12 protein-coding genes and 1 pseudogene are annotated in these 14,832 nt (G+C 71.9%); 10 read left to right on the top strand and 3 right to left on the bottom strand.

Translation table 11 applies throughout. The features are described 5' to 3' along the window. The first annotated feature begins 152 nt into the window (after positions 1-152). From OM076_RS02550 to ggt, 6 genes are all read left to right on the top strand, one after another. On the top strand, positions 153-1,859 hold the full coding sequence (locus tag OM076_RS02550; protein WP_270037807.1) for a hypothetical protein: 1,707 nt from the start codon (positions 153-155) through the stop codon (positions 1,857-1,859). A 159-nt stretch (positions 1,860-2,018) separates the two neighbouring features. After that, complete coding sequence (locus tag OM076_RS02545) at positions 2,019-4,148, top strand: MopE-related protein (RefSeq protein WP_270037806.1); 2,130 nt, start codon at positions 2,019-2,021, stop codon at positions 4,146-4,148. A gap of 74 nt (positions 4,149-4,222) precedes the next feature. Continuing rightward, complete coding sequence (locus OM076_RS02540) at positions 4,223-5,101, top strand: MauE/DoxX family redox-associated membrane protein (RefSeq protein WP_270037805.1); 879 nt, start codon at positions 4,223-4,225, stop codon at positions 5,099-5,101. 71 nt (positions 5,102-5,172) lie between these two features. Beyond that, positions 5,173-5,742 carry a hypothetical protein gene (locus tag OM076_RS02535; protein WP_270037804.1) on the top strand — a complete coding sequence of 190 codons (570 nt, stop codon included), beginning with the start codon at positions 5,173-5,175 and terminating at the stop codon, positions 5,740-5,742. Then, complete coding sequence (locus tag OM076_RS02530; protein WP_270037803.1) at positions 5,736-7,166, top strand: hypothetical protein; 1,431 nt, start codon at positions 5,736-5,738, stop codon at positions 7,164-7,166. Before OM076_RS02535 ends, OM076_RS02530 begins: the two co-directional genes overlap by 7 nt. Positions 7,167-7,220: 54 nt before the next feature. Further along, on the top strand, positions 7,221-9,161 hold the full coding sequence (gene ggt / locus OM076_RS02525) for a gamma-glutamyltransferase (RefSeq protein ID WP_270037802.1): 1,941 nt from the start codon (positions 7,221-7,223) through the stop codon (positions 9,159-9,161). Here ggt and OM076_RS02520 read toward each other — a convergent pair. Beyond that, positions 9,145-9,834, bottom strand: coding sequence for a haloacid dehalogenase-like hydrolase (locus OM076_RS02520; protein WP_272597543.1), 690 nt, complete (start codon positions 9,832-9,834; stop codon positions 9,145-9,147). The two genes, ggt and OM076_RS02520, sit on opposite strands and share 17 nt — an antisense overlap. 14 nt (positions 9,835-9,848) lie before the next feature. Beyond that, on the bottom strand, positions 9,849-10,904 hold the full coding sequence (locus OM076_RS02515; protein WP_270037801.1) for a M42 family metallopeptidase: 1,056 nt from the start codon (positions 10,902-10,904) through the stop codon (positions 9,849-9,851). Between the two features lie 89 nt (positions 10,905-10,993). Between OM076_RS02515 and OM076_RS02510 the strand changes: the two genes are divergently transcribed. From OM076_RS02510 to OM076_RS02500, 3 genes are read left to right on the top strand one after another with little or no spacing between them, the layout of a single operon-like run. Further along, entirely contained in the window at positions 10,994-11,422 is a 429-nt protein-coding gene (locus tag OM076_RS02510; RefSeq protein ID WP_270037800.1) for a universal stress protein, read from the top strand. A gap of 52 nt (positions 11,423-11,474) precedes the next feature. Next, positions 11,475-12,422 (top strand): HAMP domain-containing sensor histidine kinase, encoded by a 948-nt coding sequence (locus tag OM076_RS02505; RefSeq protein WP_270037799.1) that lies wholly within the window; start codon positions 11,475-11,477, stop codon positions 12,420-12,422. Then, complete coding sequence (locus OM076_RS02500) at positions 12,407-13,045, top strand: response regulator (protein WP_270037798.1); 639 nt, start codon at positions 12,407-12,409, stop codon at positions 13,043-13,045. Before OM076_RS02505 ends, OM076_RS02500 begins: the two co-directional genes overlap by 16 nt. Here OM076_RS02500 and OM076_RS02495 read toward each other — a convergent pair. Then, positions 13,024-14,142, bottom strand: a complete 1,119-nt coding sequence (locus OM076_RS02495) for a M20 family metallopeptidase (protein WP_270037797.1) — start codon at positions 14,140-14,142, stop codon at positions 13,024-13,026. The genes OM076_RS02500 and OM076_RS02495 overlap by 22 nt on opposite strands. A gap of 96 nt (positions 14,143-14,238) precedes the next feature. On the opposite strand from OM076_RS02495, the pseudogene OM076_RS02490 reads away from it, so the two are divergent. Beyond that, positions 14,239-14,832, top strand: a pseudogene (locus OM076_RS02490) (hypothetical protein); the annotation flags it as partial.

Genomic DNA, 14,832 nt, shown 5'->3' with positions numbered 1-14,832 from the left:
CACCCCGCGAGAACTTCGCCCCAACTGAGATGCGAGTCTCTCCGTTCAGGCTCTTCTGCGCAACCGACGGTCCGTGAGGGCGTCGCCTGCCCAGACGGTTAGGCCGAGGGTTGACCGTCGACTGGCGGCAGGGGTACGGTCGTCCAAACCCCATGCCGGCATTCACGAAGAGACTGTCCCGGGCCGCGTTCGGCGCCTGCCTGGTGCTTGCGGCGATCGCCTTCAGCGGTTGTATCGCGATCAAGGAAGAGAGCGCGTCCCAACGCGCGGCGGGTGCGGTCACGCTCCACGTGAAGATCTGCGCCAACGACCAAGACGGGACCCGTTACCAGGACTGCAAACCGGCGACGGCGGGGTCCACCGCCGAGAATGACAACGGGCAAGACGTCATCGCGCCGTCGCCGCTGCCCGGCAACGGGCAGGTGTTCATCGGCTTCCGTGTTCCCGATGGCACCGGTGCACCGGCGAGTTTCCGGAATGACGATGGGCGCCTGACCTTTGCCCAGAGCCCGGGTTACTCCGATGCGCTGACCGCCGAGTACGTACCGGTCGCCGGCTTCCATTGGGTCGGCTACCTCTCGACCGGCACGATCTCGTTCGACGGCACCAACCCCGCGAACTTCGTGATCACCGTCGACCCGGAGTTCATCCTGCCCACAGGTCCGGGCGGCACGCCCTTCGCCGGGCCGTTCCGCTGGCGGCCGGTCATCGGCACCCGCGGGGTCAGCGCGTCGTCACCCGCCGACGCGCCAGTTGATTGCGCCGTTGGCAGCCTCTTCTGCTTCGATTCCCCGCCGCCGAGCACGACGACGGGGCGCGCGACGATCGCCAATCTGTCCACGGCCCTCGTCGTGAGTGACTTCGCTGTTCGGGCGCCAGACGCTCTGTCCGCCCCTCCCGGGCAGACCGCGACGCTGACCTACAGGCTGTCGAATCAGGACGCCGCGAACAGAGGGGCACCCACGCTCACGCTGAAGGCGACCACCACAATTCCGGGCGCCCAGCCGCAACTCGGCGCGACGGTGATCGCGATCCCACGCAACGCCAGCACCACGGCGACGGTGACCCTCCCGGTGCCGCCGGGCACGCCCGTGGGCACGTATGACGTCGTGCTGACGGCGACCGGGAACAGCGTGCCCGCCGGCGCCGACATCCCGAAATCGGCGACCGCGAAGCTGACCGTGGTCGACAAGACCGCGCCGGCGATCCGCGTCAGCAGCCCCGGCGATACGACGTACTCGGTCGGCCAGGGCGTGACGGCCGACTACGGCTGCACCGACGAAGCGGGCGGGTCGGGCGTCGCGTCCTGCGCGGGTCCGGTGCCGTCCGGCGCGGCGATCGACACGTCGACCCCCGGCACGTTCGACTTCACCGTCACGGGTAAGGACAACGCCGGGAACTCCGCATCGGCGTCGAAGAGCTACACCGTGGCCGCGCCGCCGCCACCGCCGCCCGTGGTGGTGGCCAGCGTGCCACCCGGCCGCGTGAACGTGACGCTGGCGTTCCTGTTCCCGTCGGCGGCGGCGTCGACGAAGTTCACGGTCCTTCAGGTCAAGGGCGTGCCGTCGGGCTCGACCGTCGTGGCGACCTGCAAGGGCGGGGGCTGCCCGACCAAGAAGGTCAAGGGCAAGAAGCAGAACGTGGTCTTCACGAAGAAGAACGCATCGGGGACGGTCAACCTCACGCCGTTCCGCAACAAGGCGCTGCGGGCGGGAGCGGTGCTCACGGTCACGGTGACCAAGCCGGGCTCGTTCGGCATGGTCAAGACGCTCGCGGTCAAGAAGAACAAGAAGCCGATCCTCTCGACGAGTTGTCTGCAGCCGAACTCGAGCACGGCGAAAGCCAGTTGCAGTAGCTGAGGTCAGTCGTCCGGGCGCTGACCGTTGGTCGGCGCCCGATCCCCGGGCGTGTGCGTGCATCGGTCAAACCCGCTTGACGCATTCAAAACCTGACGAGTACCGTCGGGGCCGCAGCATGGGCTGACGCGGAAGGATCCGGGAGGGCAGATGTGGGGTTCGTTGAGGGCACGCTTCGTCGTGGCTGCGTTGGCGGTCGTTGTCGTGGCGGGTGGCGGGGCGAGTGGTGCGCGGGCGGCGGACGGGGATCTGTTCGTCGACGGGTGCTTGGCGCGGGTGGCGTTTACCGGGTGTCCGGCCGGGTTGCCGGCGAACCCGGTGGGCGTGGCGATCAGCCCGGACGGGCGGCAGGTCTATGCGGGTGTGGGCACGGCGGGGCTCTTCACGGGGTTGCAGATCTTCGATCGCAACGCGCAGACCGGGACGCTGGCTGTGCGGCAGGGTGTCGGTGGGTGTTTCGTGGCGACGAACTCCGCCGCGGCGTGCACGAAGGTGGGCGGGGCGAACAATCCGACCCACGCGTATGACGTCGCGGTCAGTCCGGACGGGCTGAACGTCTATCTCGCGACGCTCCGGGGCGCGCTGCTGAGCTTCGCCCGCACACCGGAGACGGGGGCGTTGCGCTACGTGAACTGCGTCGGGATCGGGGCGGGGTGCACGCCGCTGACCGGCGGACAGGAGGTCGGGAGCGTGGCGGTGAGTCCGGACAGCCGGAACGTGTACGTGCGGGGTACGAACGGGCTCGCGGTGCTGGATCGGATCGGCGCGAGCGGGGCGGTCGTGCAGAAGCCGGCGTTCGACGGGTGCTTCAATGAGGGCGACGTCGACAATTGCCAGAACGTCGACGGGCTGGCAGGGGACGGTTGGAAACTCGCCGTGTCCCCTGACGGTGCGCAGGTCTACGTCGCGTTCGGGGTTCCCGGCGGCGTCTCGATCTTCAATCGGGCGGCGGACGGGACGCTCACGCAGCGGCCCGGGACGTGCGTCAGCTCCACGGGCGCCAGTGGGGGCGCGGGCCTCCGTTGCATCAACGGCAACGACGGGCTCGGGGCCACGTACGTCGTCACGATCTCACCGGACGGCCGCACGGTCTATGCGGGCGGGGCGGGCGGGCTGACGGCGTTCAATCGCACCGGCGGTGGAGGACTCGCGCAGGCCGGCTGTTACGGCGCCGCGGCAGGGTGCACGCCGGTGCCGGTCGGCCTGGCCAGCGTGATCGACGTCGCCGCGACCCCGGACAGCAATGAGCTCGTCGCCGCCGCGTTCGGCACGTCGACGCTGGTCTCGTTCACGCGCAACGCGGCGACCAGTGCGCTGACGCTGCGCCCGGGAGCGCGCGGGTGCCTCTCGAGTTCCGGCAGCACGGGAAGGTGCCTCGCGCTGGGGCAGGTCGGCGAGGACTGGATGCGGATCGCGATGGACCCGCTCCAGCCGCGCTTCTATGTCACGAGCGCGCTGGGGATGCTGGCGACCGTGACGCGCGACTACGCGCCGACCTGCGAGTCCGTCAATGTCGAGACGCTGGTCAATACCGCCGTTTCGATCCCGCTGGCGTGTTCGGACATCAACGGCGACGCGTACTCGATCGAGAAGGCGAACGCCCCGACGGCCGGGCAGATCGGCGAGATCGTCAACGGGGCGGTGTTCTTCAATCCGTTCGGCAGCTTCGTCGGGTCGGACACGTTCACCTATCGGGCCGTGACCCCGACCCGCGGGGTGGCGGGACCGCCGGCGACCGTCGGCGTCAACGTGGTGGCGCCCGCGGCCCCGATACCGAACCCGAGTGGCCTCGACAACGACCGCGACGGCTTCAACGCCGGGCTCGACTGCAATGACAACAACGCGGCGATCCGGCCGGGCGCGGTCGAGATCAGGGGCAACAACTTCGACGAGAACTGCGACGGGCTGGCGGAACCGTTCCCGACGCTCACGTCGGGCGTCGTGAGCAAGTGGAACGTCAAGAGCACGCGGTTCACGCTGACCACGCTGCAGGTCACGCAGCAGTTCCCCAAGGGCTGGAAGGCCAAGATCTACTGCAAGGGCAAGCGCTGCGCGTTCAAGTCAAAAGCGCTGAAGGCCGGCAAGGTCAAGAAGAGCGCGTCGACGATCATCAGCTCGCTGAGCAAGTCGCAACGGCGGTTCCGGGCGGGGCAGACCGTCGAGATCTGGGTCAGTGCGCCGAACTTCAACACCAAGGTCGCGCGCCTGGTCCTGAAGAAGAGCAAGATCCCGGTGACCGAGCCGTTCTGCGTGCTGCCGGGCCAGACCAAGGTGCAGAAGACCTGCTCCTGAGCCTTTCCTGAGGGCGGCTGGACGGCCAACCGGCGTCCGGCCGCCCCCGGATGCTGTTACCTTCGCGGCCGTCAATGGTCTCCGTCGTGGTCTGCCTCGTCCTGGGGCTGGTGATGGTCGCTGCCGCCGCATCCAAGGCTGCGGGCGGGAGTGCCGCACGGGCCGCGCTCGCGACCTACGGGTTGCGTTCGCCGCGTCTCGCGTTCGCCGTGTGGGTCGCGCTGATCGGCACCGAACTGGTGCTCGGGATCGCGGTGGGCGCCGGATCGACCCTCGCCGCCAACGCCGGCGCGCTGCTGTTCGCCGGCGCGACCGCGGTGCAGGTCGGCGCGATCCTCAGCGGGCGTACCGGAGCGCCGTGCGGATGCTTCGGAGCGAAGGGGACGGTCGGCAAGGCGTCTGCCGGCCGCGCCGCGGCGCTGGCCGCCGCGCTCGCGCTGGCTCCCGTCCTCCCCCGCACCGAGCCGAGCACCGACCAATGGCTCGCGATCGGGCTCGCCGCGGCGCTGCTCGGCCTGATCGCGCTCGCGGTCGTGGTGCTCGCCCTCGCCCGCGAGGTCGGGATGCTGCGGCTCTCCGTCGCCCCGAAAGGCGCGCTCGAAGTCGCCCACGAAGGCCCGGAGGTCGGCGCCCGCAGCGCCCTCGCCACCCGCTTCGAGCTCGCCCAGGGCCGGATCGCGCTCGCCGTCTTCACCTCCGAGGGCTGCGGGATGTGCCGCGTGCTCGCGCCCGCGATCGCCGCCTTCGGCCGACACCCCAGCGTGATCCTGCGCACCTTCGACGAGGTCGGCGACGCCGACGCCTGGGCCGCCGCGGACGTTCCCGGAAGCCCGTTCGCCGTCGCGCTCGACGCGGACGGCACGGTGCTGGCGAAGGGCACGTTCAACACCGGCGCGCAGCTGGAGTCCGTCCTCGCGACCGCCGAACGCCGCCGCGGCGCGGTGCGCGCATGAGCGACCCTGGCCACCCGATGGCGAGGGCCCATACCCGTGGCCCAGGGGCCCAGACACGGGAGGGTGCCCCGATGAGCGGCGCGCGGATCGCCGACGCGGTCGCGGCGGCGAGCTCGCGCCGCGGCTTCCTGGCCCGCGTCGGCGCCGCGGTGATGGGCGTGGCGGGAGCGAAGACCATCGGTTCGCTCGTCGCTCCCGGCGAAGCCGAGGCGTACCACTTCTGCGGCCACATCTACACGACCGACAGCTGCCCGCACCCGACTGGCCTTCCGCGGATCGACGCCAAGGGCCTGCCGCTGAAGGCCAAGAGCGGACGACCGGTCGACGACCTCGGCCGCTACATCGACGCCACCGGCGCACCGGTCGACGAGGACGGCAACCTGCTCGTCGACGCCGACGGCACGCCGCTCGCGCACGCCACCCGCACCCGTGTGTGCGACGCCACGGCGGTCGAGTACGACTTCAAGCCCCACATCGACGGCGCCTGGTACCGCTGCTGCGGCGGCCACGTGCGCAAGCTCGTCGACTGCTGCGGCCACGTCAAGCACCGGGTCAACGGCGACAAGGCGCTGACCGGCTACTGCTACCACGGCCGCAAGGTCTTCTGCGTCATGTACTACGACACGAAGGTCAAGTGCTGAGCGCGATCGTCATCGCCGCCGCCGTCGTCGCAGGGGTGACGGGCGCGTGGTCGCCGTGCGGGTTCTCGATGGTCGAGACGCTCGCGCCGAGCGGCTACGCCGGCAGGCTCCGGACCACCGCGGTCGCCTGCGCGACGTTCGCGCTCGGTGCGCTCGCGGGAGGAGCGATCACGTTCGGCGGCCTCGCGCTGCTCGGGCAGGCGCTGGGTGCGAACGCGCCGTTCGTCGCCGCCGCGATCGCGCTCGCCGCCGCGGCGGGCGAGGCGCGCGGCGCGCGGATCATGCCGCAGGTCCGCCGGCAGGTGCCTGAGTCGTGGCGGCGCGTCATGCCGGTCCCGCTCGCGGCCGGCCTCTACGGCGTGCTGCTCGGGCTCGGCTTCACGACCTTCATCCTCAGCTTCGCCGTGTGGGCGCTGGCGGGGATCAGCGTCGCCCTCGGCGACCCGCACACCGGCCTCATGATCGGGGTCGCGTTCGGGGCGGGACGAGCGCTGCCCGTGATCGCCCTCGCCCCGTCGGGCGGCGGCGACCTGCACGCCGCGGTGGCCGAGCGTCCGCGCATCCTGCGCGGCCTGCGAACGCTCGACGCGCTCGCCCTGGTCGTGACCGCCGCGGCGCTCGCCGCCACGCCTGCACAGGCCGCCGTCAGGGTCGAGGCCGTCGGCTACGCGGACCCGAGCGTCGACGGGCTCGTCTTCGCGTTCCACCGGCCCGGGGCGGTCGGCGAGTTGCGCAGCCCGGCGGGCATCCAGGTGCTGCCGGGAAACCACCCCGCGGTCGGCGGAGGACGGCTCGCCTACCTCTCCGGCGCGACGGTCGTCGTCGAGAACGTCGCCGCGATCCCCGCCCCCGGCGCCGATGCCCTCGCGGTCAGCACGGACTGGGTCGCGTGGCGCGCCGGCCCGGCGCTCTGGGTCGCGCCGCTCGATCCGACCCAGGGCTTCAACCCGACCCCGGTCGTCACCGGGGCGGTCGGCAAGCCGAGCCTTTCCGGCACGCTGCTCCTCTACGAGCTCGCCGGCCAGATCGAGGTCTATGACCTCGCCACCGGCGTGCGGACCGTGATGCGCCGCGAGCCGCGCGCCGAGTTGCGCGGGCCGTCGCTGCTCGGCAACCGGCTCACGTACATCCGCGCGACGTTCAAACGTCAACAGGTGATGACAGGGCCGTTCTTCCCGCGCAAGGTGAACAGCGACCGGACGCTCTACGGCACCACGCCCACGGCACGGCGCGATGCGGGCCACGAGCCCGGCCGCTTTCCCGCCGAAGGCCACATCAACAAGCCGCTGTGGGAGAACCCGCCGCCCGGCGTCCATGACACGCTGACCACGACCGCCACCGCGGACACCGCGGTCTACGTCACCCGCGTCCGTCAACTGCGCGGGCAGAACGCCACCGCCGACATCCTCCGGATCGACCTCTGACGCTTGGTCGCCGCCGGGTGGGGGTAGGCGCGCGAACAAGCGATTGGAGGATCAATGATGCGACTTCGTTGGCTGCCGGTGGGGGCAGCCATGGCCGTGGTGGCGTTGTCCGCGCCACCAGCACGTGCGCAGGACAAGCAGCCGACGGCGACCGGCACGGGCGGTGCCGCCGCGAGCGTCGACCCGCTGGCGACCAACGCCGCGATCGACGTGCTCTCGCGCGGCGGCAACGCGTTCGACGCGGCGATCGCCGCCGCGAGCGTGCTGGGTGTCGTCGAGCCCTACAGCTGCGGCATCGGCGGCGGCGGCTTCATGACCATCCGCGACGGGCGCAGTGGCAAGATCACGACGCTGGACTCGCGTGAGACCGCGCCGCAGAAGATGGTCCCGAACTCGTTCTTCATCAACGGCGTGCCGCCCACGGACGCGCAGTTCCCGATCAACCGCTACAGCGGCTTGAGCACCGGCGTGCCCGGCACGCCCGCGCTGTGGGACTACGTCCTGCACCGGTACGGCACCTACTCGCTCGGCCGCGCGCTGGCGTACGGCGCCAACGTCGCGCGCAAGGGCTTCACGGTCGACCAGACGTTCTTCGACCAGACGACGCCCAACGCGCCGTACTTCGACGACGTGCCCTCGACGGCGGCGATCTACCTCGACGCCGACGGCACCCCGCACGACGTCGGGACGACGGTCACCAACCCCGACCTGGCCAAGACCTACGAGCTGCTCGGCCGCTACGGCACCAAGCGGGCGTTCTACCGCGGCCCGATCGGTGAAGCGATCGTCAAGGCGGCCGACACGCCGCCGCTCGCGCCCACCGCCGACCACACCTGGCGGCCGGGTCTGCTCGAACAGAACGACCTCAAGCACTACAACGTCATCCCGCGCGAGCCGGTGCACATCAACTACCGCGGAAACGACATCTACGGGATGCCGCCGGCGTCCTCGGGCGGCACGACCGACCTCGAGGCGCTGAACATCATGCAGTCGCTCCCGCCCGCCGCGAACTCGACGGAGACGCTGTACCGCTACCTCGAGGCCTCGCGCCTGGCCTACGCCGACCGCAACGCGTTCCTCGGCGACCCGGCGTTCGTCGACAACCCGATCGCGGGTCTGCTGGACCCGGGCTACGCCGCGCAGCAGGCGAGCCGGATCGGCCCGACCGCGCCTCCCGGTCCCGTCGCCGCGGGCAACCCGCCCACCTCGGCGCCAGGGGGAAGCGCGGCCTCGATCGACCGCGTCGGCTCGACCACGCACCTCAGCGTGGCCGACAAGAACGGCAACGTCGTCAGCTACACGTTCACGATCGAGCAGACCGGGGGCAACGGCATCGTCGTCCCCGGCTACGGCTTCCTGCTCAACAACGAGCTGACGGACTTCGACATCACGTCCCCCAACCTCGACGCCCCGAACGCGGTGCGGGGCGGCAAGCGCCCGCGCTCGTCGATCGCGCCCACGATCGTGACCAAGGGCGACAAGCCGTTCTTCACGGTCGGCTCGCCGGGTGGCGCCTCGATCATCACGACGGTGCTGCAGACGATCGTCAACCGGATCGATCTCGGGATGTCCCTGCCGGACTCGATCGCCGCGCCGCGCGCCAGCCAGCGCAACTCGGCGACGACCGAGGCCGAGTCGTCCTTCGTGAACTCTCCGGACGGCCAGGCGCTGCTGAACACCTACAAGGAGGCCTACCGGGCGCCGGCGGGTGATGAGATCGGCGCCGCGACGGGCATCGAGTTCGGCCAGACCGCGGGCGGCGGTCACGGCGGCGACGGCGACCATGGCGGTCACGGAGGCCACGGCGATGACGGCCATGGAGGGCACGGCGGCAACGACAACGGCCACGGCCACGGCGGCCCGCACGGCCGCGCGGCCGGTAAGAAGGGCGGCGGGAACGATCACGGCGGCGGCAGCACGTTGACGTTCACCGCCGTCGCCGAGCCCAAGCGCCGCGGCGGCGGCGCCGCGGCGGTCGTCAAGCCGGGGGCGTAGCCACCCAGTCCTCGAGCACCGGCAGGAGGGCGCGGGCGTCGTCGACGACGGCGTCCGCGTCCGCCAGCTGGGTGATCGCGAACGGTCCGGTCGCGACCGCGGCCACGCGCACCTCGTCCACCCGCGCGCAGGCGATGTCGTGCGGCGTGTCGCCGATCACCACGGTCCGCGAGCGCTCCCACGGCGGGTCCGAGGCGCGGGCGCGGGCGATCGCCGGCAGCCGCCCGCGATCCTCGTCGTCGGAGCCGAAGCCGCCACGCAGCGCCTCGAAGTAGCGCCCGACCCCCGCGCGTCCGAGCTTGAGCCGCGCGATCGGCTCCAGGTTGCCGGTCACGAGCGAGAGCCGGAACTCCGCGGGCCGCGCCGCCAGCTCGTCGAGCAGCTCGACCATCCCCGGCGCGACGTACGCGCTCAGGTCCGGCGGGCACAGCCGCGCGTACGCCTCGGCGGCGGCGGTCTTGACCTCGTCCCAGCGCGCGTCGATCGCCGCGCCCTCGAGGCCCACCGCACGCAGCAGGTCGCGGGTGATCGCCGCGTCGGTCCGGCCCACGTACTTGACGGCGTCGACGTTCATCACGTCCACTCCGTGCACCGCACCCGCCGCCTCGCGCAGCGCGCGCCCGTGCTCGACGGACGCCTTCTGCAGCAGCGTCCCGTCGATGTCGAAGAGCAGGAGGAGCGTCAGCGCTACCGGCGAAAGTCGATGTCCGGAGCGAGCCGCAGCGCGAACGCCGCGATCAGCTTCGCCGCGTTCTCGACGTCGTCGAGTTGCATCATCTCGACCGACGAGTGCATGTAGCGCAGCGGGACCGAGACGACGCTCGTGGGGATGCCGGCGCGGGTGATGTGGAACGCGTCCGCGTCCGTGCCCGTGGCCCGTGCGGAGGCGGTGACGGTGAACGGGATGCCCTCCGCCTCACCCGCCTCATAGAGCAGCTCGAACACACGCGGATCGAGCGTCGACCCGCGCGTCAGCACCGGCCCGCCGCCGAAGCGATGGCGGCCCAGCTCCTGCTCGGACAGGCCCGGCTGGTCGGTCGCGAAGGTCACGTCGACCGCGATCGCCACGTCCGGGTTCAGCGAGTACGCCGACGTGCGCGCGCCGCCGAAGGTGATCTCCTCCTGCGTGACCGCGAGGGCGTAGACGTCGCCCGGCGCGCCGCCCGCCTCGGAGACGATCCGCGCGGCCTCCAGCGCGACGTAGCAACCGATCCGGTTGTCCATCGAGCGCGACACGAAGCGGTTGTTGGGAAACTCGACCGGCTCGGCGTCGATCACCGCGACGTCACCCACGCGAACGCGCCCACGGGCCTCGTCGCCGTCCTTCGCGCCGATGTCGATGTGCAGGTCCTTCAGCTGCGGGACGCGCTTGCGGTCGTCGTCCTTCATCAGGTGGATCGGCTTCTTGCCGACGACGCCCACGACGACGCCGGAGCGCGTCGAGATCGCCACCCGCTGGCCGACCAGCACGACCGGATCCCACCCGCCGACGCCGGTGAACCAGAGGAACCCGTCGTCGTCGATGTGGTGGACGATCAGGCCGATCTCGTCGATGTGCCCGACGATCGCGACCGACCGGCCCTCGCCGGTTCCAGGCACCCGTGCGACGGTGGAGCCCACCGTGTCGTAGGTGACCTCGGCGAAGGCGCCCGCGGCTTCGCGGAAGACCGCGGCCGGGGCCTGCTCGTAACCGGACGGACCGGCTGCGGTCACGAGCTTGTAGAGGGTCTCTGGCATCCCCATGGCGATCGGGGACTCTAGCGCCGACCTCCCGCCACACGTGGGGAGCGCTCCCCATGGAGTCCCCTGCAAACACGGCGCATGCTGGCGGCATGAGCCTCGTCCTGTGTGGTGTCGACGACACCGAAACCGGCACCACGGTGATGGCGGCGGCCAAGGCGGCCGCCGACCGTGCCGGTGCCATGCTCCTGCTGACCCACGTCTCGACCAGCCATTGGGGCGCGGACGTGCCCGCGTTCCACGCGGACGCCGGCGCGACCGCACGCATCGTCGAGCACGGCCCGCCCGCCCAGCGGATCCTCGCCGTCGCCGACGGCCATCACGCCGAACTGATCGTCGTCGGCACGCGCGCGAAGCGCTTCAACAGCGTCGCCAAGCACATCGCCAAGCGTGCCAGCTGCCCGGTGATGATCGTCGGGCCGGCGGCGGATCCGGAGGCCGAGCCCGTCACCCGCCCGAGCTTCGACCGCGGCCTGCTGCGGAGCGCAACCACCCCCGTGGTGGTGCTCCCCCCGGCGTAGTTGGGTACTGGCCCGGATCGAAACCTGACGCGCGGCCACCAGACTGGAGCGAATGTCGATGTTCTGGCGCGTCGTGATCGTCAACGCCCTCGTGGTGGTCGGCGCCGTGCTCGCGCTCGTCGTCACCCCGGCGAGCGTCAGCGCGACGCCGACGGCCGCGGAGATCGAGGTGCTCGTGACCGGCGGAGTCCTGGTCATCGTGCTCAACGTCCTGCTGCTGCGCCGGATCTTCGTCCCGCTCGAGCGGCTCACGGGCACGATGCGCCGCGTCGATCCGCACGATCCCGGCCGCCGCGTCGCGATCCGCCGCCCGGCCGCCGAAGTGCGTGAGCTGGCGAAGGCGTTCAACGACATGCTCGACCGCCTCGAGGCCGAGCGCCACGGCAGTGCGCGCCGCGCGCTCGCCGCCACCGAGGCCGAACGGGTGCGCGTCGCCCGCGAGCTGCACGACCAGGTGGGACAGACGCTGACCGGCGTCGTGCTCGCCCTGGAGGAGATCCACCGGCGCGCGCCGGCCAACCTGCACGGGGACATCGTGGAGGCGCAGGAGGCCGCGCGCGCCGGCGTGGAAGAGGTGCGCGAGATCGCGCGCGGGCTGCGGCCGGGAGCGCTGGAGGAGCTCGGCCTGCGCAGCGCGCTGACCACGCTGGCGAACAGCTTCACCGGCCTGCGCGTACGCCACTCCGTCCACACCGATCTGCCGGTGCTCAGCCCCGACCAGGACCTCGCGGTCTACCGCGTCGCCCAGGAGAGCCTGACCAACGTCGCGCGCCACGCGCAGGCGCGCACGGCGCAGCTCGAGCTCGAGGAGGAGGACGGCGCGGTCGTCCTGCGCGTGTCCGACGACGGCTGCGGCATCCCCGTGATCCACACCACCGCGACCGACGGCGGCGTCGGGGGTATGCGCGAGCGGGCGCTGCTGGCGGGCGGGCGGCTGCGGGTGCGCGCGCTGCCCGAGCGCGGGACCGAAGTACGGCTGGACCTGTGGCCGTCCCCCTGACGACGCGAATCCTCCTCGCGGACGACCATACGGTCGTCCGCCGCGGCCTGAAGATGGTGCTCGAGGCGCAGCCGGACCTGAAGGTCGTGGCCGAGGCCGGCGACGGGATCGAGGCCGTGGAGCGCGGGTTGCGCGAGCCGGTCGACCTGGCGGTGATCGACGTCGCGATGCCGCGGCGCACCGGCCTGGACGCGGCGCGCGAGCTGCTCAAGCATCGCCCGGAGATGCGCATCCTGATGCTCTCGATGCACGACGTCGAGGAGTTTTGCTTTCAGGCGCTGAAGGCGGGCGCGTCGGGCTACGTGCTCAAGACGGTCGCCGACAAGGAGCTCGTCGACGCCTGCCGGGCCGCGATGCGCGGCGAGCCGTTCCTCTCACCGCCGACGATCCGCACGCTGATGCGCGCGCACCTCGACGACCTCGAGAGCCCGCTCACCCCGCGCGAGCTCGAGGTGGTCAAGCTGATCGCCGAGGCGCACACGACCGACCAGATCGCCGAGCTGCTGGTGATCAGCCCGCGCACGGTCGAGCGCCACCGCGAGAACATCCTGGCCAAGCTCGGGATGCGCGACCGCGTGCAGATCACCCGCTGGGCGATCCGTCACGGGCTGATCGAGGCGTAGCGCGCGTAGACCGCGGCGCAGCGCCGCATGGCGGCCTCGTCGATGTACTCGCCGGGGCCGTGGGAGACGTCGAGACGTCCGCCGCCATAGGCGAAGGCGGGGATGCCGAGCTGGGCGTACCAGCGCGTCTCGAGCACGCCCGGGCAGAGCTCGATGACGGGCGCCGTGCCTTCGATCTCGTTGACGATCTCCGCGAGCGTCTGCGCGTGCTCGGGGTCCGTGGACGCCGACGGCGCGCGCTGCAGGATCTCGACACGCGCGTCCTCCCCGACGAGCTTCGTGATCCGTTCGATCTCGGTCTCGAGGTCCTCGTCCGGGTTGAAGCGGCGGTCGACGGAGAACCACGCCTCGCCGGGCACGACGTTGAAGTTGGCGCCGCTCCCGGAGGTCCCTCCCACGACCAGCATCGAGTCGCGAGCGAACAGCTCGCGCGCCAGCTCGGTCAGCGGCGCGGCGCCGCGGACCAGCTTCTCGAACGCGTTCTCACCCGTGTTCGCGTAGCCGACGTGCGCTTCGCGACCTTCGAACGAGATCCGCATGGTGATCGCGCCGCGGCAGCCGTTCCAGATCACGCCGCCGGTCGGCTCGGCGGTGAGCATCGCGACCGCGGACGGGTCGATCAGCCCGGCCTCGCGCAGGTACCCGGAGCCGACGGCGCTGCCGGTCTCCTCGTCGCAGACGAAGTGCAGCCCGATGCGGGTGTCGCCGAGCAGCCCGAGCTCGCGCGCCGCCGCGGCGCCGTAGAGCATGCTCACGAGGCCGCCCTTCATGTCCGCGGTCCCGCGCCCGATGATCCGGCCGCCCTCACGGCGTGGCTCGAACTGCTGCCGGCTCTGGGCCGGAACGACGTCGAAGTGTCCGTGGAAGTACACGAGCCGCGCACCGGAGCCGACGCTCCCGCGGACGATGCACGCGTCGTCGCCGAGCTCGATCAGCTCAGGAGCGAAGTCCAGGCGCTCGAGCGCGTCGCGCAGCACCGCGCCGCACTCGCGCAACCCGCGCCCGGGCGGGTTCTCGGTGTCGATGGCGACGAGCCGCATCACCAGCTCCGCCATCTCGTCGGCCCGCGCGTCGAGCCATGCGGTGAGGTCGTCCATCCCGGACACTCTGACCTGATCGTCTGCCCGATGAGCCCTTGCGGATGCGCGGCGCGTCCGTAGGCTCCCGGCCGACGATTCCGGCGAGGAGGACTGATGGATCGGCAGCGCGACACGACGGCTGAGATGGCCCCCGAGGCGCCGGCGGCCGTCGCGGCCCCGCAGTTCGGTGGGCCGATGCCGTCCGGGCCGGTCTCGATGGCCTCGCTCGCTCGCCAGGGCACCGACGGTCGCGCGTCGGCGATGCGCGCGCTCCAGGCCGGCGCGGGCAATGCCGCGGTGCTGCGGATGCTCGACGCGCACATCTGCGGGCCGGGCTGCGGGCACACACTCGCCCGCACCGCCCACGTCTGCGGGCCGGGCTGCGGCCACGAGGTGCTGCCGGCCGCCGCGTACGACGGCGGCGGGAAGTTCGACAAGGGCCGCGAGGTCGCGGGCGGCGAGATCGTCCAGCGCAACGCCTTCTCGATCGACATCGGCGTCGGGCGCGCGCCGATCCCGCCCGCCCCGCCGATCCCGGTCGCGGCCTCCTCCGACCGCGCCGAGGGGTCCGAGCCGTCCAGCCCCGCGGAGGTGCCCGAGGCCGGCGCCGCGCCCGCGACCGCCCCTCCGGCGGGCGAGCAGGCGACGCCCGGCAACGAGAGCGCCGCCGCGTCCGCCGGACCCGCCCCGGCCGCCGCCGCCGGAGCC

The sequence above is a fragment of the Solirubrobacter ginsenosidimutans genome, assembly GCF_027587205.1.
Note: the sequence above shows the minus strand (reverse complement) of the source record. Positions and strands in the feature narration are given on the sequence as shown.